This window comes from Enterococcus sp. DIV1089c (genome assembly GCF_050530965.1).
In the GTDB taxonomy this organism is placed as follows: domain Bacteria; phylum Bacillota; class Bacilli; order Lactobacillales; family Enterococcaceae; genus Enterococcus_B; species Enterococcus_B hirae.
This window is the reverse complement of sequence record NZ_CP172888.1, coordinates 1,579,864-1,601,794: the sequence shown is the minus strand read 5'-3', so window position 1 is coordinate 1,601,794 and position 21,931 is coordinate 1,579,864. Positions and strand designations below refer to the sequence as shown.

The window sequence follows — 21,931 nt, the reverse complement described above, 5'->3', positions numbered from 1 at the left end:
TTCATGGAAAACTTTTTTAGTATTTTGGGCGGAATGGGAACGATGGCCACAGAGAGTTTTGTCCGTCTAATCAATCATCGAACCAAAGCCTCAAAAGATCAGGAATATTTAAATTATGTATTATTTAATCATGCGACAGTTCCTGATCGAACGGCTTATATTTTAGATAGGGAACAAGAAAGTCCAATGCCTTACCTACTAGATGATGTTGAAAAACAAAATTTACTCAAACCAAATTTTATCGTTTTAACGTGTAATACAGCTCATTATTTCTTTGATGAACTTCAAGCAGCCACTGAGATTCCGATTCTTCATATGCCACGAGAAGCGGCAAATGAGCTTGTCAGACAAAATACAACTGGTAAAGTAGCCATCCTAGGTACGGAAGGTAGCATGAAAGCTGGAATTTATGAAAAGGAAGTGAGACAGCTAGGCTTTGAGGCTGTCATTCCTGATGCTCAACTTCAGGCGAAAATCAACCATTTGATTTATCATGATATCAAAGAATCAGATTATTTAAACAAAGAACTATACTACGAAATTTTGGCAGAAGCGGTGGCGCGATTTGATTGCGAAAAAATTATTTTAGGCTGTACAGAATTATCGTTGATGCAAGAGTATGTAGGGGAAAATGAATATCCCGTCATTGACGCACAGTCAATCTTAGCTGATCAAACGATCGCCCGTGCCTTACAACACCGACAAGCTACCATATCAAGTTGAAAACTTTTATGAGCAAAGATTAGGGGCGGATACCTACAGTGGTATTTGTCCCTATTTTTATCGACAACTTCATTTTTAAGAATGTTTAACTGGTAATGATACGCCCGGAAGTGATATAATTTTAGGAAGAGATATGAGAGGGGGCCGTTTGATATGGCTGATAATTTACAACTAGTAATCATCACAGGGATGAGTGGCGCTGGGAAGACGGTCGCTATTCAAAGTTTTGAAGATATGGGGTATTTTTGTATTGATAATATGCCACCAAATCTAATTCCAAAGTTTTGGGAATTGATCAAAGAATCGGGTAAAGTGACGAAAATGGCATTAGTGGTAGACTTGCGTTCACGCTCGTTTTTTGAAGAAATCCAAAATATGTTAGTCGAAATTGAGAATACGGATTTTATCGATACGTCGATTTTATTTTTAGATGCATCCGATGAAGAATTAGTCGCACGATACAAGGAAACAAGACGTACCCATCCAATGGCAATGAACGGTTTAGTCACGGAAGGAATTCGTAAAGAACGTGCGATATTGAATGATCTAAAGATGCAGGCCTCGGTCATTATAGACACGACGACTTTAACGCCACGTCAGTTAAGGGAAAAAATCAATCAAACGTTTAAGACCAAAGGCGATCAAGGCTTTCGAATCGAATTTGTTTCCTTTGGATTCAAATATGGCTTGCCAATTGATTCAGATATCGTGATGGATGTACGCTTTTTACCAAATCCCCACTATATCCCTGAATTAAGACCTTTGACAGGAAAAGATCAACCAGTTTATGACTATGTGATGTCATTTGATGAAACTGAGCTGTTTTATAATAAGTTTTTAGATTTATTACAGACGGTTTTACCAGGATATATCAAAGAAGGTAAAAGCAGCTTGACGATTGCTATTGGCTGTACCGGAGGGCAACACCGTTCAGTTGCGTTAACAGAACGTTTATCAGGTGCTTTGAAAGAAAATTATAAAGTCAATGTGACTCACCGTGACAAAGATAAACGGAAAGAGACGGTGAATCGCTCGTGAAGATGAAAACTTACCGTATAAGAAAGCCCAAAATCGTTGTCGTTGGGGGTGGCACAGGCTTACCGGTTATTTTAAAAAGCTTGCGTAACCAAGGGGCTGATATTACAGCGATCGTAACTGTCGCAGATGACGGGGGCAGTAGCGGTGCAATCAGAGAATCAATTGCGATGGCGCCCCCTGGCGATTTGAGGAATGTGTTGGTTTCATTGTCGGATATGCCACAATTTTATGAAGATATCTTTCAGTATCGTTTTAAAAAAGAAGATCAATTTTTAGCCAATCATACGATCGGTAATTTGATCATTGCCGCTGTCGCAGAAATGAGAGGAAGTACATACGAAGCAGTACAACTCCTATCTAAGATGATGCATGTGGACGGTCATATCTATCCTTCTTCTGAAACACCATTAACACTCCATGCAGTTTTTAAAGATGGTACTACTGCGGTGGGGGAATCAAAAATTGCGGTCGATCGAAAAACGATTGACCATGTCTATGTGCGAAATACCACGGATGATAGCGAAGCCAAACCAGCACGAAAAGTTGTTTCTGCCATTATGGAGGCAGATATGGTCGTTTTAGGACCGGGTAGTTTATTTACTAGCATTTTACCTAATTTGGTCATCCAAGAAATTGGAGAAGCAGTAGCTAAAACAGAAGCCCAAGTGGTGTATATTTGTAATATCATGACACAAAAAGGTGAAACAGAACATTTTACAGATGCTGATCATATTCGGGTGTTGCATGAACATTTGAAACGACCATTTATTGATACTGTTTTAGTTAACACAGAAAAAGTACCAGCAGGTTATATGGATCCTGAAATTTACGATGAATACCTCGTACAAGTAACCCATGATTTTCATGGATTACGGAATGAAGGATGTCGAGTAATTTCGACTGACTTTTTAGAATTAAAAAATGGTGGTGTCTTCCATGATGGTGAAAAAGTTGTGGAAGAGCTATTTCGTTTGGTTTTTGGTTCCAAATATTAAACGATAGGTCACTAAGAGAAAGGAGGAGAATAGGGTGTCATTTGCGGCAGATGTCAAAAAAGAACTTACTGGACTTGAAGTTCACCGCGAACATGCAAAGGCGGAATTAGCTGCACTTTTGCGAATGAATGGATCTTTAGGGATTGTGAATCAACAATTTATCCTAAACGTTCAAACAGAAAATGCAGCTATCGCTAGACGGATCTATTCTCTTTTAAAAGATCATTATAATGTCCGAAGCGAGTTACTCGTTCGAAAAAAAATGAAATTGAAAAAGAATAATGTCTATATCGTTCGTTTGAAACAAGGAACGAAAAATGTACTGATGGATCTAGATATCATGGACGGAATGATGTTCAATGGGCATGTATCTGATGAAATTTTAGGAAATGCACAAAAAATGCGATCCTATCTAAGAGGAGCATTCATGGCGTCTGGTTCAGTCAATAACCCTGAAACTAGTCGTTACCATTTAGAAATTTTCTCCATTTATGAACAACATAATCAAGACATTTGTGATATGTTAAATTATTATGGTCTTCATGCTCGAACATTGGAACGTCGAAACGGCTATATTTCATATTTAAAAGGCGCAGAGAAAATTGCTGACTTTTTAACCTTAATTGGTGCGACGAATTCGATGTTGCGCTTTGAAGATGTCCGTATCGTACGTGATATGCGAAACTCAGTCAACCGACTTGTCAATTGTGAGACAGCCAATCTGAATAAAACGATTGATGCTGCAGCAAAACAAATCGAAAATATTGAATTGATTGAAAGTAGAGTTGGATTAACTGCACTACCAGAAAAATTGCAAGAAATTGCAGAATTGAGATTAAAGCACCCAGAAGTCAGTTTAAAAGAGCTAGGAGAAATGATTCCATCAGGAGCGATCTCTAAATCCGGAATCAATCATCGAATCAGAAAGATTAATGAATTTGCAGAAAAGTTGCGCGAAGAAGCAAGTTAAGTGAAAAAATTTTTAATTTTTTAATTAATGAAGATTTTGGGACAAGTATTTGTCTCAGAATCTTTTTTTATTATATTTCCAAAAAAAGTTCTAATCAGTGTCCTTTAATATGTTAAAAAGTAAGTAGCAAGTCCCATTGATAACGGTTATTGCTACTAAAAACAAAGGAGAATAGTGTCATGAAATATCTGAATAAAATACTGAGAGCCAAGGTTGTTCAAGGTTATGAACAAGGAAAAACAGATGAAGAAATTGCAGATAGCTTGAAGATATCCCGTAAAACAGTGGTTGAAATCAAATTGCTTGAAATCGCATGTAAACTAAGTCAAGGATTTACGGAACTTGAAATAGCTGAACGATTTCACAAGCCCGTTGAGGAAATTCACAGAAACAAACACAACTATATTCTAAGACGTTTTTCGGATTCCTCTAGTAATAATTCCATTTCTGAGATTCCACCTTCCTCTAGGATTGACTCCATTTCTCAGCAGATAGGTGGTACGAAGGCGTATGTTCTTGAAAAAATAATTATTCAAAAGCTGAAAAAAATGGAAAATATCGAGGATATTACTAAGAGTGTTTCTATTTCATTAGGAGAAACTAAAAAGATAATAGAAAATTATGCAATACGAAAAATCTGTGAGGAAGGATACACACTGGAAGAATTGAATAAAATGTTGTATCTTAATTTGGCTGAGAATCCACGAGTCCATAATATCTACCTTGAAGTTAAAAAGGAAAACGAATCAGCAGAAAAAGGAGTAGAAAGTAGGAGACAAAATGAAATAATTAATTTTTACAAAGAAAATAGAAAAGACAAGTTAGAAGAAATAACATCAAATGAATTAAATAAATATCTAATTAATTATATTGCTATCCAAAGAAAGAAAGGTAAAAATATTGAGGAAATTGCACAAGAGTTGAATAGAAGTCATAAAACAATTCGAATGATAATAGCGCAATTTATTATCAGTGAATCGAGTAAGGGAACCCCTAAACAACACATTTCTACCTATCTTTGGTTAACAACAGCTCAAATGAAAAAAAATGTATACAACTATCTTACAGTAGAGTTAAAGGCTAATACAATGCAACATATTGCTTGGTTAAACAGTTCTACGTTCGATCAGATTCAATTAATGTATATCGAAGGCGCACTTGAAATGAAAAAATCCATTCATAAGATGCGCCCCAATAAAGATAGTTCAAAAAAATTAGCGTTTCTAAAACGCCACAATAAGGAGGAAATGAAGAAAATACGAGTAGAGTTCATTCAAGGACTTGAAAATAAAATAAGTCATGAAGAACTTATCGAGCAACTAAAGATTAGTAGAACAACTGCTTATAGGATACTTAATTTAGAAATCGCACGTAGCATATACCAAGGTTTTTCGGTACCTCAGATAGCTGAAAGACTACATAAAAGTTCAAATAGTATAATGGGAAGAAAACATGCATTCATCATAAATAATTTTCGAAGGAATGGTAATATCCGACTCATTCCTGAGATGATTGGTTGTTCAGAAGATTACGTGATAGAAAAATTAGTCGTTCACAAGCTTAAAAAAAGGAAAATATAATGAAGATCTCTGAAAGCTTGGATATTTCTGTAGAAAAAACTAAAACGATAATAGAAGATTATGCAATAAGAAAAATTCATGATCAAGGGTATACAAGGGAAGAATTAAATAGAATATTACCTGTGAGTTTAGATGGATATCCAAGGATACTTGAGGTTTTCCAAAAAGTTGAAAAAAATAACAAATTAGTGGGAGATGCAAAAAAAAGCATTAAAAAAACAAATACCGTGTTGTTAAGAAAAAAAACAAAAAAGAGGGAAAGATTAAGTTTCGATGATCTTGTCAAGAAAAGAAAAATAGGTATGAAAATTGGGAAGATTGCAACCGAATTGGACAGGACTCCGGGAATGGTGAAACATCGAATGGCTAAATTTATTATAGATCATTCAATTAGGGGAATATCTAGACAAGAAATAAGTAACCAGCTTTGTTTAACTCAAACTGAAATAAAAACATTTCCATATCAGTATATTAAAAACAATATATTAAAGAACCAAAAAATTCAAGGAATTGCGGAAAGAAATGGCTGCACGTTGGCTCAAATTTATAAGATATATGTAGAGGGAGCAATTGAAAAAAATGTATCCATTAATGAAATTGCACGTACGCTAAAGATAAACGAAGAAGCTGTTCAAGAGATAGTGAATAAAATTCAGAACGAATCTCAACCAGAATTAAACACCCCAGAACCACCTATCATTGAGAAAGCAATCTCTGAAGTTAAGAAAAATCTGATACAAGAAGGTACGATCCAACCACCAAAACCAATATCTATGGCTGAATCAACAAACCAGTTTCATCAAATCTACACTAAAACGAATAGATTAGATCCATTGCGTGAAATCATTGTTAGTGAGTATAAGGAGAATCAAAATATAGGAGTAATTTCATATCAATATAATTTATCACCAGAAGAGGTCAAAGAAATAATATATGATTACATCCAAAATGAAGAAAAGAAAGAGAGGACAGTTAACGAGATTGCGGAAGAATTTTCTTTTTATTCCGTTCCTAATTCCGATGGAAAACTGCGGTTTATCCATAAAGATGAAGCGTTCTCTCTAGTTAAAAACAATCCGTTGTACCAAAGCACGAGTCACCAACCACTACAACCAATATCTATGGATGAATTAACCAGCCGTTTTGATCAAATCGAGCTTAGATCAAATAGCTCAGATCAAGTGAAAGGAAAATATGAAAAGAGTCAAGAAATGAGATCAGAAGGAGAGAGAAAGAGAAGGAATTCAGAATCGGATCCTGGCGCCCTGGACCTAAGTCTGAAAAAAGCACGGGTAGACTCACCCATATTGTCACAGCCAAAAAGTTTTTCATCGACTACAACTCGTGCCGTTGAAAAAGTACAAAATGTCATCGAACAGAAATGGCAACAGCATCTAAATAACCCACGTGTCCAAGCTAGTTTACGAAGCTTTGTCAACGAAAGGTCTTAGGATAGATGGTGTATCAATCCGTTTTTTTATCTTTTTCTAAATTAAGATCTGGATAGTCGCTCAATCAAAAATGACCCAAGGACCTTAAAAATAGGCTAGGCTATTTTGAGGTTCTTTGGGTCTTGTTAGGGTCGGAACGATAGTGTCAATCCTGATCAATAATGATTACAAGTACATGTGATAGTCAGGATTATTACTCGTTAATGTAGTCAATTAGCTCTTCTTTTTTGATCGATTCATCAAAAATATGCTCTTCCAAAATAACAGTTGGAACAAAACGGATATTGGCAGCATTCGCCTCAGCTATAATTGCTTGAGAGGCAGGAGATTCTTCTTGGTAAGTTAGACCTAACTTATTTTGAGCATAATCTGCTACTTCTGCTAGACTAAGATTTTTCCAATCATCCTGCGAATCAAATACTTTTTTGATTTCTCGTAAAGCTACTTGACCGTCTGACGTATCAATATGATGATGCATCACATTCCCACGTTGCAAACTTTCTTTTTCTTTATCAAAAAGTTTGATCACCCGTTGCAAACGACCTTTACTTACAGCTTCTTCGAGTAATTCATAAGATTCGTTGAACCATTGACGGCAATAAGGGCAAGCCAAATTGATAAACTCTGCCATTTTCTTAGGAGCATCTAAGTTTCCATAATGAATGCCAGTTTCGGTATTTGTTTTATCTGCTTTAATGATAGATATATCCATGTATAATCACCTCTTAGATTCATTTTAAGCATTTTTCAGGAAAAAGACTAGTTTTTTGTTTAATAAAGCATGTATCTTCTCATGTGAGTACTTTTACAGAATAGGTAGGTTTTCAGGAGCTTTTGCGTTATAATAGGTGGGATATTTGAGAGAATTTGAACAAGGATGATGACAAATGCGAAAAATGAAAACAGTGGACGGAAATACAGCTGCCGCTTATATTTCTTATGCTTTTACAGAATTAGCTGCAATCTATCCCATTACGCCCAGCTCAACGATGGCAGAATTAGTGGATCAATGGTCTGCTAGTGGGAAGAAAAATCTTTTTGGACAACCAGTTAAAGTGGTTGAAATGCAATCTGAAGCAGGAGCGGCTGGTGTTGTGCATGGTTCGCTCAAAACAGGAGCGCTGACAACGACTTATACAGCTTCTCAAGGATTGTTGTTGATGATACCCAATATGTATAAAATCGCTGGTGAATTACTACCAAGCGTATTTCATGTCGCAAGTCGTGCAGTAACGACGAATGCGTTAAATATCTTTGGGGATCATGGGGATGTCATGGCTGCTCGATCGACTGGATTTGCGATGCTTGCAGAAAGTAGTGTGCAAGAAGTTATGGACTTAGCACCCGTAGCACATTTGGCTTCGATTGAAGCAGAGCTGCCATTCTTGAATTTTTTTGATGGTTTTCGTACGAGCCATGAAATTCAAAAAATTGAAGTACTAGAATATGACGAGTTAGCATCGTTAATCAATCAAGAGAAACTTGCTGCGTTTAGAAACAGAGCGATGAACCCTAACCACCCAACTGTTAGTGGAACGAATCAAAATCCAGATATTCATTTTCAGCAAAGAGAAACGATCAATTCGTATTACGAACAATTACCTCGCATCGTACAAAAATACATGCAAGCAATCAATGAATTACGTGGAACTTCCTATGATTTAGTCACTTATCATGGTGCTGCCGACGCGACAGAAGTCATCATTTCGATGGGGTCGGTAGCGCAAACGATTGAGCAGACAGTCGATTATTTGAATAAAAATGGCCGGAAAGTCGGTTTCTTGAATATCCATCTTTATCGCCCATTCCCAATTGAAACATTGTTGCAAAAACTTCCTAAAACTACACAGTCAATTGCCGTATTAGATCGAAGCAAAGAACCAGGAGCTGGTGGGGAACCATTACTGCTAGATGTTCAAAGTGCACTTTATGATGCAACAATCTGTCCTAAAATAATTGGTGGGCGGTATGGATTAGGATCAAAAGATGTGACACCAGATCAAATCATCAGCGTTTTTGACGAGTTGCAAAAAGATGAACAAATGAAAAAACGATTTACAATCGGGATAGTGGATGATGTTACCTATCATTCTTTGGCACCAAGACCAACATTGGATTTAACGGATGCTGAAACTTACCAAGCTAAGTTTTGGGGTTTTGGTTCTGACGGGACTGTCGGTGCAAATAAATCTGCTATTAAAATCATTGGTGATCATACAGACAAATACGCCCAAGGCTATTTTTACTATGATTCAAAAAAATCAAGTGGATTGACGATTTCCCATCTCCGTTTTGGAAACACGCCAATTCGTTCTACTTATTTAGTTGAACATGCTGATTTTGTCGCTTGTCATACGCCTGCTTACTTGCACAGCTATGATTTAGTTAAAGGGTTGAAAAAAGGTGGCACATTTTTATTGAATACTTTATGGACAGATGAGCAGTTAGAAACGCATCTGCCTATTCGTCTAAAAAAATATTTGGCAGAAAATGAGATTCAATTTTATACGATCAATGCGATGAAAATTGCTCAAGAAGTTGGATTAGGTCGTCGTATTAACACTGCCATGCAAACGGCTTTTTTCAAATTAGCAAGCATTATTCCTATTGAAGAAGTGATTCCGCTCTTGAAAGAAGAAGTGCTTAAAAGCTATGGTCATAAATCAATGAAAATCGTAGAAAAAAATAACCAAGCGATTGATCATACCCTTGAACTTCTCCATAGAGTTGAAATCCCCAATCATTGGCGATCATTAGAACTACCTAGCAAAAAAGAAGAGACAACATCACGTTACGTAAAAGAGATTTTTACGCCGATCAATGCTCAAGAAGGAAATCAACTGTCAGTAGGTACTTTAGTAGCCAACCAGATGACAACTGGCGAGATGCCATTAGGAACAGCAGCGCTGGAAAAACGAGGTGTAGCCCTAGAAGTCCCTGAATGGATCAGTGACCGTTGTACGATGTGCAATGAGTGCGCATTTGTATGTCCGCACGCAGCCATCCGCCCATTCTTAGCTGATGAAGAAGAGCTGACTGAAGCGCCTGAAGGATTTATCGTTCGTGATATGAGAGGACCTGACGGGTTAAAATATCGTATCCAAGTTTCCGTGGAGGACTGTACAGGATGTGGATTATGTGTGGAGGCTTGTCCAGCCAAAGGAAAAGCGTTAGTGATGAAACCTTACGAGGAACAAAAAGAACAAGCGGTCAATTGGGCGTTTGCAATGACATTGAGACAGAAAGAAAACCCTATGAAAGGAAAAAATACGGTAATGGCTACCCAATTTAACCAACCGTTGCTTGAATTTTCAGGTGCTTGCTCTGGTTGCGGTGAAACGCCATATGTGAAACTTTTGACCCAAATGTTCGGAGACCGAATGATGATCGCTAATGCAACCGGCTGTTCTTCAATATGGGGAGGAGCTTCGCCAGCATCACCGTTCACAACGAATGCTTGTGGGCAAGGTCCAGCTTGGTCTAATTCCTTATTAGAAGATAATGCTGAATTTGGCTATGGTATGTTACTAGCTGCTCAAACCCGTCGTGAAGCTTTAGCGCAATCTGTTCGTGAAATCATGCCAAAAGTATCGAGTGCGCTTCGACTGTTGATGGAGGATTGGCTCAACCATTTATTCGATAGCGAAGGAACACAACAACGAGCAGCTAAACTTCAGGCTGCGATGGTAGCGGAAGTACAGCGAGTCCCAGAATTGGAATCCATTCTTGAGCACAAAGATATTTTTGTCAAAAACAGTCAATGGATTATTGGCGGAGATGGTTGGGCTTATGATATTGGCTTTGGTGGTATCGATCATGTATTGGCTAGTGGGGCAGATGTGAATATCCTAGTATTGGATAATGAAGTTTATTCTAATACTGGGGGGCAAACCTCTAAAGCAACGCCAACGTCAGCTATTGCAAAATTCTCCGCAAGTGGGAAATATGCGTCGAAGAAAGATTTAGGAATGATGGCAATGACTTATGGGAACGTCTATGTCGCTCAAATTGCTTCTGGTGCCAATCAAATGCAAACAATCAAGGCGTTTGAAGAAGCAGAGAAATACCCAGGGCCATCACTAATCATTGCGTATACGCCTTGTATCACCCATGGTCTGTTGGGGGGCATGAAAGAATCGATTAAAGAAGCCAAAGAAGCTGTTTCATCAGGCTATTGGTCCCTCTATCGTTATAATCCAAGTTTAATTGAAAAAGGGAAGGTTCCGATGATTTTGGATTACAAAAAACCAGACTTTTCAACAATGGGCGATTTTATGCGTAAGCAAGTCCGGTTTTCTTCACTAGAAAGTGCCAACCCTCAATTAGCTGAAAAATTGTTTGAAAAAACGGTTCTAGATGCAAAAACTCGTTTTTACAATTATGCTTCACTCACTGGACAGCTTGATAAAATTAAAGAAAAACTAGAACCGTCTGATCCAATTGTAAAAGAAGAGGAAGTCGAAACGAAAAAGAGAAAAAAAGAACGTAAGATCGATGATGAAGCAGCAGCCAGAAGAGCTGCTAAAAGAGCAGAACGCGCAGCACGTCGAAAATGATGTTTTGATGTTTTGTTCATTGATCCAACTATCTCATTCGGTAAATGATAAGCAAACAATTTAAAGGGCGGAAAAATCGATCGAATAATTTATGTAATTTTCTTGAAAAAAGTAGCCAGAATCGTCTCATATTTCCAAACATATGATATACTTAAAGGGAAATCTCAAAAGAGAAGAGAGGCTTTTTATGTCATTTCAAATCGGGGAACTTTTTAATTTAGAGTATTGGCAACAAATGTTTTCCGGTGACTTATTTTCTCTGAATTTTTTGGTAAACATACTGGATATTTTAGTCGTATGGTATTTGGTTTACAAACTGATCCAGCTACTAAGAGGGACGAAAGCGATCCAATTGCTCAAAGGCGTTGCCATCTTTATCGTGATTCGAATTGCGGCTGAGTTGATTGGGCTACACACGCTGTCATGGCTGATGAACCAAGTCATAACTTATGGTGTGATTGCAGCAATCGTCATCTTCCAACCAGAGATTCGTCGTGGGTTAGAACATCTGGGAAGAAGTTCGTTATTCAAACAAACGAAAAGCGAACAGCAAGAAGACGAGAAGATGATCCTATCCTTTGATAAAGCTATTCAATATATGTCGAAACGAAAGATTGGTGCTCTGATTACGATCGAGCGTCATACTGGTTTGGATGAGTATATTGAGACAGGCATTGCATTGGATGCAGATATTACTGGTGAGTTACTCATTAATATCTTTATCCCCAATACGCCGCTGCATGACGGGGCAGTTATTGTCAAAAATGGAAAAATTGCAGTTGCCAGTGCCTATTTACCTTTATCAGAAAGTATGTTGATTCCAAAAGAATTTGGAACACGTCACCGAGCTGCTGTCGGTATCAGTGAGGTCAGCGATGCAATAACTATCGTGGTCTCGGAAGAAACAGGAGATGTAAGTATCACTTTAGACAATCAATTGATACCAGGGTTATCGCAAGAAGAGTATTTATCGATCTTACGAAAACAACTAATTGTAGAAGAAAAAAATAAAAACAAAAAGAATGGGCTTCAATCTTTCTTGGACGCAATGACTAAGGGAGGGGATCGGAAATGATCTCAAAAGAAAAGCGTACGAGTATTTTGTACGGGTTTGTTGCGTTATTGTTTAGTATCATTCTTTATTTCAATGCGAATGGTCAAACGATGCAAAACACATTATCTGGAAACGAGTCCTATTCGCAGACAGCTTCTGATGTTTCGATCCAGCTTTTATATGATACCGATAAGTATTATATCCATGGTTACGAAAACACTACTACTGTCAAATTGGCTAGTGCGAATCGTATCCAGTTGATGGCTGAGGCAAATGAAGACACCCGTACCTTTAGGGTCACCGCAGACTTAGCACATCTAGGTGAAGGAACCCACGAAGTGCCATTGAAAATCAAAAATCTAAGCAGCGCTGTCACCGCTAAGTTGCAACCGGAAACGATCACGGTTACAATTGAAAAGAAAGTGACCAAAGACTTTGAAGTTAAAGCTATTCTGCCAACAGAGACGACGCCTTCTGGTTATAATTTAACTGAAACAACTGTCGATCCAACGAAGGTCACGATCACCACTGGAGATAAGACTTTAGCGGAAATTCATCAAGTGGTTGCAAAAGTCAACCCGTCAATGATAACGGACGATGGTGTGAATAGCAATGTATCTGTACAAGCGTTAAATTCAGCTGGTGAGCCGTTGAGTATTGTTTCTGATCCAGTGCAAGTCAACGTCACGTCAGATGCAATCAAACCGAAAAAAACGGTTAGCCTATATGGTATTCAACAAGGGACAAAAGGCGAAGGAATTAAGAACTATAATTTCAAGTTTTCCGAATTAGAGGCTGAAGTCACAGGGACGACGGAACAACTTGCTCAAATAGGGGATAGTATCGCTGTGCCTATCGACATATCAGGAATTACTCATCGAACGACTAGGACGATTCAGATTCCTGTTGAACAAGGAATGAGCGTCTCGCCTAAATCGGTTAAAGTTGAGATAACACCAGTGCTGGAATCGACAACTAGTGATTCTTCAGTCGATAAAAATCAAAGTTCGACTAAAAGGAATGACTCAACAACGTCAACGACAAAGTCGACTACATCGAGCACGTCACTTTCTAGTGTCCAGACAGAAAGCAAGCAAACTTCTGAAAGTACAGATTCGAGTGAATCCACTATGCAAAGTACACAAGAGAGTCAAACGTATTCTTCGGAAAATTAAGTTAAAGGAGCAAATTTACAATTATGGGTAAATATTTTGGAACGGATGGTGTCCGTGGCGAAGCCAATAAAGAATTGACACCAGAATTAGCGTTTAAGTTAGGTAGATGTGGCGGATATGTATTAAGCCAACATGAAACAGAAGGGAAACGTCCACGGGTTTTAGTTGGGCGTGATACCAGAATCTCTGGGCAAATGCTAGAAGAAGCCTTAATTTCTGGTTTGTTATCAGTTGGTATTGAAGTATTTCAACTTGGCGTCATTTCCACACCAGGAGTTGCTTATTTAACAAGATTGCAAAAAGCCAATGCCGGCGTGATGATTTCTGCTTCACATAATCCTGCACAAGATAATGGAATCAAATTTTTTGGTGCTGATGGGTTTAAATTAGTGGATGAACAAGAATTAGAAATTGAAGCATTGCTTGATGCCGAAGTGGACGAATTGCCACGTCCTTCAGCAGAGGGATTAGGAACAGTAGAAGAATTTCCAGAAGGCTTATTAAAATATTCTCAATTCTTAGTGCAAACGATCAATGGGGATCTATCAGGCCTAACCGTTTGTGTCGATGCGGCAAATGGGGCGACAGCAACTTCTGTCAACCGTTTATTCGCAGACTTAGAAACAGATTTTTATACGATGGGTACCAGCCCTAATGGCTTAAATATTAACGATGGTGTTGGTTCAACACACCCTGAAAAGTTAGCTGAAATGGTTGTTGAAAAAGGCGCGGATGCCGGTTTAGCATTTGATGGTGATGGGGATCGAATTATTGCAGTGGATGAACTTGGGAACATCGTTGATGGTGATAAAATCATGTTCATTTGTGCGAAATACCTTTCAAAGAAAAATCGTTTGAAAAAAGATACGATCGTTACAACGGTCATGAGTAATTTAGGATTCCATAAAGCGGTGGAAGAAATTGGCTTGAAGGACGTAGTTACTCAGGTTGGTGACCGCTACGTTGTAGAAGAAATGCGAAAAAATGATTATAATTTTGGTGGAGAACAATCTGGTCATATGGTCTTCCTTGACTTTAATACTACAGGTGATGGAATGCTATCAGGAATCCAATTACTGAATATCATGAAGCAAACCGGGAAGAAATTATCCGAGTTAGCGAGCGAAGTGACGATCTACCCACAAAAATTAGTAAATATCCGAGTAAGTAACAAAAATGGTGCAATGGAAGTTCCAGCGATCAAAAAAGTGATTGAAGAAACTGAGGCTGAGATGGCTGGTGAAGGAAGAATTTTAGTTCGTCCTTCTGGAACTGAACCATTATTACGTGTCATGGCTGAAGCGCCAACGGATGAAAAAGTAGCATATTACGTGAATAAGATTGCTGCAGTTGTTCGAGAAGAGATCGGACTTGAAGAATAAGAACTAAAATTTTTCTCATTTTAATAGTAATCGACTGTTATTTACAAAAATGTTTTCTTGTTTTTGTGAATAACAGTTTTTTTGTCTGTAGGAAAACAAATTTGGGTTGCTGTCAAATGATTGTTCCAAGATAACTACTCTTTTGTATAAAATTAGCGTTGGGTTTAGAATATTCTCCGTTAAAAGTTGTTATGATAGAACTTTAATTTCTAATTATACGAAAAAAAAGGGCTTTTTTTATCTCTGAATAGATTAAACTAACTTGCGAAACAACTAATTTAGAGGAGGTAAATATGAAAATTTTCAAAAAACTGATTCGATTGATGATGATTGTTTTTCTATTTGTAAAACCGGTCATTGTAGTAGCGGTTGATCCATCTTATGCACCCTCTTATCAACTAGCAGAAGAGGTGATTATAAAAAATGGTGAATTTAATGATGGGTTGAATCACTGGATCGTTTCCAATCCTGGAAGTAACAATCCTGCACTTGTGACAGATGAAAGTGGCAATCATTATGTAATGGCATCAAATGGAGAGAATATCCTGCAATATGTTCAGTTAAAACCGAAAACGACCTATCAATTCACTTATTATGTGATCGGAGACCCTTCGTTTCCAGCAATTGTGGAATTTGGCACGCTTAATCATGGGGAAGGGTTTATTTCGTTGAAGGATGAGAGACATTATAATGATGCTTGGAAACAACATGAATTTAGCTTTACGACTCCGGAAGGTGAAAATACATATATTATCCGTTTTGCGTCTAGTGGAAACGGGACAGCATATTTTGATAATGTTCAAGCCACTGCATTAGATTTGGAAGCTCCTACCAATCCTAAAAATCTGAAAGTCAACGACGTTTCAAGTGATAGTGTTAGCTTGTCTTGGGAAGCTGCAACAGACAACGTAGGCGTAATGGGTTATTTGGTTTATCGAGACAACCAACTGATTCAAACAGTCACCGGTGCAGACCTCGCCTATACCGACAATGGATTAACGGAAGATACTACCTATACGTATGAAGTGAGAGCAGTTGATCAAGCGGGGAATGTATCAGTAGCGAGTAATGCAGTGACGGCTAGGACAAAACTGGCGAGTAGCAGCCCACCTGCAGTGCCTTTGAATTTAAAAGTCACTAGTGTAACAACTGATAGTGTCAGCTTATCGTGGGAATCAGCGACAGATAGCATTGACGTAATCGGTTATATCATTTATCGAGACAATCAGTTAATTCAAGGGGTTATTGGTGCGGAGGAAGTAGCATACACGGATATAGGATTAATGGAAGATACGATGTATACATATCAAGTAAGAGCAGTTGATCAGGCAGGAAACATATCAGAAATGAGTAATACAGTAACGGATAGGACAAAACCAACAGAAGAAATTCTTCCTCCTGCAGCTCCTTTGAACTTGCGAATCGATGATGTAACAACTAACAGTGTCAGCTTGTCATGGCAAGAAGCAATCGATAATGTTGATGTAGCTAGTTATAACGTTTATCGAGATGATCAGTTGGTTCAAACGCTAACTAATACGGATTTAACCTACATAGATACAGGCTTGATGGAAGATACCACCTATACCTATATAGTCAAAGCTGTTGATCCATCAGGGGATCTATCAGAAGCAAGTAATGCGGTAACGGCTAGGACAAAATCAGCAGAAGATCTGACTCCTCCTACGGCTCCTTTGAATTTACGAATCGATGATGTAACAACTAACAGTGTCAGCTTGTCATGGGAAGCAGCAATCGATGATGTGGGTGTCACTGGCTATCACGTCTATCGAGACGATCAGTTAGTCCAAACACTTTCTGGTACGGACTTAACTTACATAGACACAGGATTGATGGAGGCTACCACTTATACCTATAAAATCAGAGCGGTTGATCAAGCTGGTAATCTATCAGAAGCGAGTAATGCAGTGAAAGCAAGAACGAAAATGACAATTGAGGTGAGTCGCCCGTTTCCCCCTACTAAACTGAGATCAGCCCGTGTCACAGAACATGAAGTGGCTTTAATGTGGGACGCACCTAATGAATCGAAGGAAATCATGAGCTATCAAGTTTATCGAAACAATGTATTGGTAGGAGAAGTAGCGGGGGAAACCTCACTATATACTGATAAAGATTTACAGGAAAATACGAAATATTCTTATGTAGTTAAATCGAAAAACAAAGAAGGGAATCTCTCGGAAGAAAGTAATAAAATTATCGTGCAGACAAGCAAAAAACATGAGACGGTTCCTCCTTTAGAGGAAGAGATAGTAAAAGAATCAACGGAAAAACCACCTGTGGCAAAAGAAACCGAAACAAAAAATAATGGAGCGATTAATAAAGGAAAAGAGGAAGCAAAAGTGAATAAGAATACTGCTAAAAAGGTGAGTAAACAGTTACCAACTACGGGTAATAAAGTTAGTCCATTGCTACAACTACTGGGGCTAACCATAGTGAGTGTAACAATCCTGTTATCTTACAGGAGACAAAAAAAGAGCCATCAAGCAAAACAGCCCGGAACTAATGCTTAGCTCCTTTAGATGGGGGACTCGATGCAAAATAGGTTAAAACAATAAAAAGTCATTTTCGAACTGATTGATGACTACACAAAAAAGCCAAAAAAACAATGAAAACTAAATTTCATTGTTTTTTGGCTTTTTTCATGGTGATTTATACTAGTTTTTTTAATCGTTTATCCTATTCAACAGTCACAGACTTTGCCAGATTTCTCGGTTTATCAACATCAAGACCTCTTAGCAAGGTCGCATAGTAGGCAATCAATTGTGTAGGGATCACTGTGATTAATGAAGTGAGTAAAGGATGAACAACAGGCAATACTAATTGGTCATCTGATCGATCTAAGCCTTTTGTAGCCATGACCAATGTTTTTGCTCCACGACTTTCCACTTCTTTTAGATTTCCTCTCGTGTGTGCCCCTGTTATCTCTTCGCTGATCATCCCGATAACCGGTGTGTTCGTTTCAATCAGCGCGATCGTACCATGTTTTAATTCCCCAGCTGCGAAACCTTCTGCTTGGATATAACTGATTTCTTTTAACTTCAATGCAGCCTCTAAAGAGACAGCATAATCTGTTCCACGTCCAATATAAAAAGCGTTTCTTGCATCCATTAGATAGTCAGCTGCTAACTCCTGTAAGTAGTCCTTTTGAGAAATTAGTTCTTCCATGCCATTCGCTACGATACTAAGCTCGTGCGTTAGATCGAATTCTCTAGCTGAAGAAAGATTTTTTTCATGACCAATTCCTTTAGCAAGTGCAGCTAAAACAGCGATTTGAGCAGTATAAGCTTTTGTTGAAGCCACGGCGATTTCAGGTCCAGCATGTAGTAAAAGAGTGTAAGAAGCTTCCCTTGATAAAGTAGAGCCGGGTACATTAGTGATTGTCAATGATGGGTAATTCAATTCATTCATTTTCACGAGTACTTGTCGACTGTCTGCTGTTTCTCCACTTTGGCTTAAGAAAATAAAAAATGGTTTCTCTGAAAGTAAAGGCAAATTATAACCAAATTCACTTGCAAGGTGGACTTCCACAGGAATACGGGTTAATTGTTCTAAAATAGGTTTTCCAACTAAGCCAGCATGGTAACTCGTTCCACAAGCAACAATGTAGATACGGTCACTGTTTTTAGCTGTTTCTAAAAGTTGTTTGTCCATCAGTACTTCATTCTCATGGCTCACGTAAGTTTGGGCAATCTTTCGCATAACGATCGGTTGTTCATCGATTTCTTTCAACATGTAGTAAGGATAAGTGCCCTTTTCAATATCAGCTGCATCAATTTGTGCTTCAAAAGAAGTTCGTTCAACTGGTTGACCTGAGATCGTTTCGATTGAAATCTCATTTTTAGTGACGATCACTAATTCGCCATCTTCAATTTCAACAAATTCTTTCGTATAAGCCAGCATAGCCATTGCGTCGCTGGCGATAACATTGAATCCGTCTCCCAGACCAATTAAGAGAGGGCTTTTGTTTTTAGCGACAAAAATTTGATCTGGCAGAGTACGATCAATTAATGCGAAAGCATAAGAACCTTTGATTAATTGAAGTGTTTTGACAAAGGCAGATTTTGTATCCAGTCCTTCATTTGCAAAAAATTCAATAAGATGAGCAATGATCTCAGTATCCGTTTCCCCTGAAAATTGATCCGTTTCTAAATAATCATTTTTTAGTTCAGCAAAGTTTTCAATTACACCGTTATGGACAAGAACAAAACGTCCGCTTTGAGAAGTGTGAGGGTGCGCATTTTTTTGAGAAGGTTCGCCATGAGTTGCCCAACGAGTGTGACCGATTCCGATTGTTCCCGCTGTTTCGTTTGTTAGCTTATCCTTTAGGTTCTGAATTCTACCTTGTGCTTTGACCAAAAAATCATTTTCGTCATTCGCAACAAAGATTCCAGCCGAATCGTATCCCCGATATTCTAATTTTTCTAAACCATTGATCAATCCTGGTGTTACGTTTTCTAATCCAATCATTCCGACAATTCCACACATAAAAAACATCCTACTTTCTATAATATAATCATTATGAAAGTTTCCAGCTGCTGGAATCGATTTTTGTTCTATCTTCACAGATAGGTTTTGATCGATCCTATAGAGTGCAGTCCCTAGGGTCATCCGCCGAATATTTCGATAAACCCTTTCCTCGTCATCTGTAACTACAGACCAGGCGCTATTCCTTAAAATGAGAATGGTATATCTAAACTCCTTTTTTGTATTTTTCTGGAAACTTCTTAAATGATAACGTTGTTGTGTGATGTTTGTCAATAAAAAAGAGAAAAAATAAAATTGGTCTATATGGTTGTGGCGGGAGGGTCGAAATGAAGTTTTGACTATCATCTTTTTGCAGACTTCGGTACAATATGAGAGTAAGTAAAAGAAGGAGGATGAAAAATGGCATCAAATATCGCAGTCTTGACATTAGGCATGCTAAAAAAACAGTTGGCCGAACTTGAAAAAGTAAATACAGTGGATGATGAAACCAAAATCTTTTTAGATACTGGTTGGGATAGTATCCAAGAAATTGCGCCTGATGCGTTGACTATTGGAGAAGCGCAACAATTCGTAGTAGAAGATGAGTGGACAAAAGAGAAGTTTAATGGATTTACATTAGTCGAAAAAGCAGAAAAAATGAATGCAACTGGAGAAAAAGAAACAGTGATCGTTATCAAAAATTTATATTAAGCGAGGGAGAGTATGAATAAAAAGCGTTGGATAGCAGTGTTGATTGCGACAGGCTTATTGGTTGTTTCGTTGGTATCATCTAGCCTGACGTCAAATTCAAAAGAAGAAAAGCAAATGAGTGGTTTGAATAGCTTATTATATGGCACTAATGAATTATCGCCCACGGTTCTGGAAGAAGGAGATAGTTCAGAAAAAATCGTAAAATTGACTGTTGATGGGACGATCACTAGTGATGGAACATCAGGTTTGTTTGCAACAGAAGGATACAATCACGCTAAGTTTATGGAGCAATTAAATGCTATAAAAGAAGATAAAACGATCAAAGGGATGATGTTAGAAGTCAATTCTCCTGGTGGTGGTGTTTATGAAAGTGCAGAAATAGCTAAGACAATCAGTGATATCCGAAATGAACGAAATATTCCAATGTATGTCAGTATGAAAAATACAGCTGCTAGTGGCGGATATTATATCTCAGCGCAAGCAGATAAAATCTATGCAACAGAGGAAACAGTCACTGGGTCCATTGGTGTCATCATGTCAGGGCTTAATTATTCTGGACTTTTAGAAAAATTAGGGATCGAGGATACGACGGTAAAAAGTGGTGCATTGAAAGATATGGGTTCAAGTACTAGACCACAAACGCCAGAAGATCAAAAAGTCTTACAAACTTATATCGATAATGCCTACAATCGATTTGTCAAAGTAGTCAGTACTGGACGAAATCAATCAGAAGAAGAAGTCCGAAAAATTGCGGATGGTCGTATTTATGATGGAGAACAGGCGAAAGCAGTCGGATTAGTGGATGAAATTGGGTATCCACAAGACGCATTAAAAGCGATGAGAAGTGAGCAACATTTAGAAAACGCTCAGTTAGTAGAATATGAAACGAATACTACTGGTTTTGCAAACACATGGTTCGGTTCGAAACTTGCTCAGCTTCAAGGCCTAAAAGCTTCTGAAACAAGTCAAATCTTGTCTTTCTTAGAAAATCAAGGAACCGTTCAATCACCAAAGGCAATGTATTATTACGGAGGTGAGTAAGCATGACGAAGCAACCAGAAGATTTAACTTCACATAACAAGGCAGATCGTCCTGCTGTGGGTCCAGATCCAGGCTTTTCTCAAAAAGTACTGCAATCTTTTAAAGAAAAACCATTATCTGAAAGTGAAATCAAAGTAAAGCAACAACAATGGCAACAGTATACCGAAGATAAAGAGGAAAAAATCAATGTAAATGACTTTCCTAAATATTTTTATGCAGGATTTTGGATAAGATTTTTCGCTTTTATTGTGGATCTGATTTGTATTGGCTCAATCACACGGTTGACCATTGGCTTAGCGGCTAATTTAGACTGGTTAAAAGTATCCGATTCTTATTTAAGTATTTATGGTTTTGTTGCTTTGCTGATTTACCTTGGTTATTTTATTTTATTCACGAAATTAAACCATGGACAAACAATAGGAAAAATGATTTTTGGGATTCGCGTGATTTGCTTTAATGAATCAGATTTGAGTTGGACAACAGTGCTGGTGAGAGAAGGCGCTTGTCGGTTCATTTTGAAATTCCCATTACTTTTTGTTGGCTATTTACCGACAATCTTTAATCAAAGAAAACAGCATATTGGTGATTATTTTTCAAATACGAGTGTAGTCACGCTAAATCTAGTCAAAGCCTTTAATCAAGAAATTAATGCTTGATTCATTTTATTTTTTCAACATGGCAATCTAAAAAAGATTGTCATGTTTTTTTATGTTTGATACTATAGTTTTATTCATGATTTTACTGGCAAAGAGTCGAAGGGAGAACGAACA

Annotated in this window: 16 protein-coding genes; 14 read left to right on the top strand and 2 right to left on the bottom strand. The window is 37.9% G+C overall.

The window, feature by feature from the left end; all coding sequences use genetic code 11:
* The first annotated feature begins 3 nt into the window (after window positions 1–3).
* From IGL30_RS07485 to IGL30_RS07460, 6 genes are all read left to right on the top strand, one after another.
* Complete coding sequence (locus tag IGL30_RS07485) at window positions 4–723, top strand: amino acid racemase (protein WP_010718948.1); 720 nt, start codon at window positions 4–6, stop codon at window positions 721–723.
* Between the two features lie 153 nt (window positions 724–876).
* The gene (gene rapZ / locus IGL30_RS07480; protein WP_010718949.1) at window positions 877–1,761 is read left to right on the top strand and encodes an RNase adapter RapZ; all 885 of its coding nucleotides are present in this window, start codon (window positions 877–879) and stop codon (window positions 1,759–1,761) included.
* The gene (locus IGL30_RS07475; protein WP_088744906.1) at window positions 1,758–2,756 is read left to right on the top strand and encodes a gluconeogenesis factor YvcK family protein; all 999 of its coding nucleotides are present in this window, start codon (window positions 1,758–1,760) and stop codon (window positions 2,754–2,756) included. The genes rapZ and IGL30_RS07475 overlap by 4 nt, the downstream gene beginning before the upstream one ends.
* 34 nt (window positions 2,757–2,790) lie before the next feature.
* Window positions 2,791–3,726, top strand: a complete 936-nt coding sequence (whiA, locus tag IGL30_RS07470; RefSeq protein WP_010718951.1) for a DNA-binding protein WhiA — start codon at window positions 2,791–2,793, stop codon at window positions 3,724–3,726.
* Between the two features lie 179 nt (window positions 3,727–3,905).
* Complete coding sequence (locus tag IGL30_RS07465; protein ID WP_123874711.1) at window positions 3,906–5,306, top strand: hypothetical protein; 1,401 nt, start codon at window positions 3,906–3,908, stop codon at window positions 5,304–5,306.
* Window positions 5,306–6,757 carry a hypothetical protein gene (locus IGL30_RS07460; protein ID WP_375371653.1) on the top strand — a complete coding sequence of 484 codons (1,452 nt, stop codon included), beginning with the start codon at window positions 5,306–5,308 and terminating at the stop codon, window positions 6,755–6,757. Before IGL30_RS07465 ends, IGL30_RS07460 begins: the two co-directional genes overlap by 1 nt.
* Before the next feature lie 193 nt (window positions 6,758–6,950).
* On the opposite strand, the gene IGL30_RS07455 is transcribed toward IGL30_RS07460, so the two are convergent.
* Window positions 6,951–7,469, bottom strand: a complete 519-nt coding sequence (locus IGL30_RS07455) for a thioredoxin domain-containing protein (RefSeq protein ID WP_034698266.1) — start codon at window positions 7,467–7,469, stop codon at window positions 6,951–6,953.
* A gap of 175 nt (window positions 7,470–7,644) precedes the next feature.
* Between IGL30_RS07455 and nifJ the strand changes: the two genes are divergently transcribed.
* The 5 genes from nifJ (at window position 7,645) to IGL30_RS07430 (ending at window position 17,455) form a co-directional block, all read left to right on the top strand.
* Window positions 7,645–11,313: a pyruvate:ferredoxin (flavodoxin) oxidoreductase gene (gene nifJ / locus IGL30_RS07450; RefSeq protein WP_430618131.1), complete on the top strand. Its 3,669-nt coding sequence runs from the start codon at window positions 7,645–7,647 to the stop codon at window positions 11,311–11,313.
* Window positions 11,314–11,500: 187 nt separating this feature from the next.
* A complete protein-coding gene (gene cdaA / locus IGL30_RS07445) occupies window positions 11,501–12,388 on the top strand; it encodes a diadenylate cyclase CdaA (protein ID WP_010737735.1) in 888 nt (295 codons plus the stop codon).
* Window positions 12,385–13,542 carry a CdaR family protein gene (locus tag IGL30_RS07440; protein WP_010718959.1) on the top strand — a complete coding sequence of 386 codons (1,158 nt, stop codon included), beginning with the start codon at window positions 12,385–12,387 and terminating at the stop codon, window positions 13,540–13,542. Before cdaA ends, IGL30_RS07440 begins: the two co-directional genes overlap by 4 nt.
* A gap of 23 nt (window positions 13,543–13,565) precedes the next feature.
* Window positions 13,566–14,924, top strand: a complete 1,359-nt coding sequence (gene glmM / locus IGL30_RS07435; protein WP_123874715.1) for a phosphoglucosamine mutase — start codon at window positions 13,566–13,568, stop codon at window positions 14,922–14,924.
* Window positions 14,925–15,217: 293 nt separating this feature from the next.
* Window positions 15,218–17,455: a fibronectin type III domain-containing protein gene (locus IGL30_RS07430; RefSeq protein ID WP_123874716.1), complete on the top strand. Its 2,238-nt coding sequence runs from the start codon at window positions 15,218–15,220 to the stop codon at window positions 17,453–17,455.
* Window positions 17,456–17,621: 166 nt separating this feature from the next.
* Here IGL30_RS07430 and glmS read toward each other — a convergent pair whose 3' ends face one another.
* Window positions 17,622–19,430, bottom strand: coding sequence for a glutamine--fructose-6-phosphate transaminase (isomerizing) (glmS, locus tag IGL30_RS07425; protein ID WP_088744897.1), 1,809 nt, complete (start codon window positions 19,428–19,430; stop codon window positions 17,622–17,624).
* 399 nt (window positions 19,431–19,829) lie between these two features.
* On the opposite strand from glmS, the gene IGL30_RS07420 reads away from it, so the two are divergent.
* Genes IGL30_RS07420 through IGL30_RS07410 form a run of 3 tightly spaced genes read left to right on the top strand, consistent with a single transcriptional unit; the run spans window position 19,830 to window position 21,817 of the window.
* Entirely contained in the window at window positions 19,830–20,120 is a 291-nt protein-coding gene (locus IGL30_RS07420; protein WP_010737730.1) for a hypothetical protein, read from the top strand.
* Window positions 20,121–20,132: 12 nt separating this feature from the next.
* Window positions 20,133–21,161 carry a signal peptide peptidase SppA gene (gene sppA / locus IGL30_RS07415; RefSeq protein WP_081127466.1) on the top strand — a complete coding sequence of 343 codons (1,029 nt, stop codon included), beginning with the start codon at window positions 20,133–20,135 and terminating at the stop codon, window positions 21,159–21,161.
* Between the two features lie 2 nt (window positions 21,162–21,163).
* Window positions 21,164–21,817: an RDD family protein gene (locus IGL30_RS07410; protein ID WP_034698258.1), complete on the top strand. Its 654-nt coding sequence runs from the start codon at window positions 21,164–21,166 to the stop codon at window positions 21,815–21,817.
* Window positions 21,818–21,931: the final 114 nt, after the last annotated feature.

Excerpts from the sequence above, each read along its gene's own strand:
- IGL30_RS07410 (WP_034698258.1), top strand. The coding sequence starts at position 21,164 with ATGACGAAGCAACCAGAAGATTTAACTTCACATAACAAGGCAGATCGT.
- IGL30_RS07420 (WP_010737730.1), top strand. The coding sequence starts at position 19,830 with ATGGCATCAAATATCGCAGTCTTGACATTAGGCATGCTAAAAAAACAG.
- IGL30_RS07455 (WP_034698266.1), bottom strand. The coding sequence starts at position 7,469 with ATGGATATATCTATCATTAAAGCAGATAAAACAAATACCGAAACTGGC.
- IGL30_RS07485 (WP_010718948.1), top strand. The coding sequence starts at position 4 with ATGGAAAACTTTTTTAGTATTTTGGGCGGAATGGGAACGATGGCCACA.
- glmS (WP_088744897.1), bottom strand. The coding sequence starts at position 19,430 with ATGTGTGGAATTGTCGGAATGATTGGATTAGAAAACGTAACACCAGGA.
- IGL30_RS07430 (WP_123874716.1), top strand. The coding sequence starts at position 15,218 with ATGAAAATTTTCAAAAAACTGATTCGATTGATGATGATTGTTTTTCTA.
- cdaA (WP_010737735.1), top strand. The coding sequence starts at position 11,501 with ATGTCATTTCAAATCGGGGAACTTTTTAATTTAGAGTATTGGCAACAA.
- sppA (WP_081127466.1), top strand. The coding sequence starts at position 20,133 with ATGAATAAAAAGCGTTGGATAGCAGTGTTGATTGCGACAGGCTTATTG.
- glmM (WP_123874715.1), top strand. The coding sequence starts at position 13,566 with ATGGGTAAATATTTTGGAACGGATGGTGTCCGTGGCGAAGCCAATAAA.
- rapZ (WP_010718949.1), top strand. The coding sequence starts at position 877 with ATGGCTGATAATTTACAACTAGTAATCATCACAGGGATGAGTGGCGCT.
- IGL30_RS07465 (WP_123874711.1), top strand. The coding sequence starts at position 3,906 with ATGAAATATCTGAATAAAATACTGAGAGCCAAGGTTGTTCAAGGTTAT.
- IGL30_RS07440 (WP_010718959.1), top strand. The coding sequence starts at position 12,385 with ATGATCTCAAAAGAAAAGCGTACGAGTATTTTGTACGGGTTTGTTGCG.
- nifJ (WP_430618131.1), top strand. The coding sequence starts at position 7,645 with ATGCGAAAAATGAAAACAGTGGACGGAAATACAGCTGCCGCTTATATT.
- IGL30_RS07460 (WP_375371653.1), top strand. The coding sequence starts at position 5,306 with ATGAAGATCTCTGAAAGCTTGGATATTTCTGTAGAAAAAACTAAAACG.